This is a genomic window from Micromonospora sp. U56 (assembly GCF_018070095.1).
GTDB classification, from domain to species: domain Bacteria; phylum Actinomycetota; class Actinomycetes; order Mycobacteriales; family Micromonosporaceae; genus Micromonospora; species Micromonospora purpureochromogenes.
Window position 1 is genome coordinate 1 of record NZ_JAGPYL010000277.1, and the last position, 992, is coordinate 992.

General features: G+C 64.3%; 1 pseudogene. It reads right to left on the reverse strand.

Annotated features, from left to right (window positions below):
- Positions 1 to 105: 105 nt before the first annotated feature.
- Positions 106 to 927, reverse strand: a pseudogene (locus tag KBX37_RS33965) (IS5 family transposase); the annotation flags it as partial.
- Positions 928 to 992: the final 65 nt, after the last annotated feature.

The following is a 992-nucleotide window of genomic DNA, read 5'->3' on the forward strand; positions in this document are numbered from 1 at the left end:
AGAGACCGTCGGGTAACCGAGTGGTTACGCTGCAATAAGTCGTTCGGCGTCGATGCGTAGTGCGGCTTCGCGTTCGGTGGCGTTGGTCCAGCGGACCGCCTGGCCGGCCAGACGTATCGTCATGAGTCGAATCATCGCGATCTTGATCATCGCTTCGGAGTTGACGGTCAGTCGTTCGTAGTCGCGGGCCAGGCGCCGGTTGCGGACCAGCCAGCCGAACGTGCGTTCGGCCACCCAGCGGCGCGGCAGGATCTTGAAGCCCTTGACCTCGTCGGTGCGTCTGATGATCTCCAGCAGGATGCCGAGTTTGTCTTTCGCCCAGCTCAGCAGGGTGGAGTCGATGCTGTTGGCGTACCCGCCGTCGGCCCACACGAGGGCGACGGTGGTGAAGGCCTCGGCGAGCTGTTGCAGGATCCGCCGGCCGCCGGGACGGTCGTTGACAGAGGCGGAGGTGACCATCACCACCAGGATCAACCCCATCGTGTCGACGACCAGGTGCCGCTTACGACCCGTGGTCTTCTTTCCCATGTCGAACCCGCGACATTCGCCACCCTCACTGGACTTGATGGACTGGGCGTCCAGTACCGCCGCGGACGGCTCCGGCTCACGACCGGCCGCCACCCGAACCCGCCGGCGAAGCTCGTCATGGATCGCGTCCCACGTGCCGTTCTTCCGCCACGCCGTGAACCAACGATGCGCCGCGTCCGCCGGCGCGAGATCACGGGGCATCATCCGCCACGGGCACCCCGACCGCAGCACATAGAAAATCGAGTCCAGGATCAACCGATCGCCGTAGACCCGCGGCCGACCGCCTTTACGCAGTTCACGCACCGGCATCAGCGGGGCGAGGACCGCCCACATCGCGTCAGTCACACTCGACGGATAACATGAGCGGGCATCATCCCCGCCACGATCTCTGTTGCACACACATCGCGATCATGGCGGATCTCTGTTGCACACACATCGCGATCATGGCGGGGATGATCTATAAC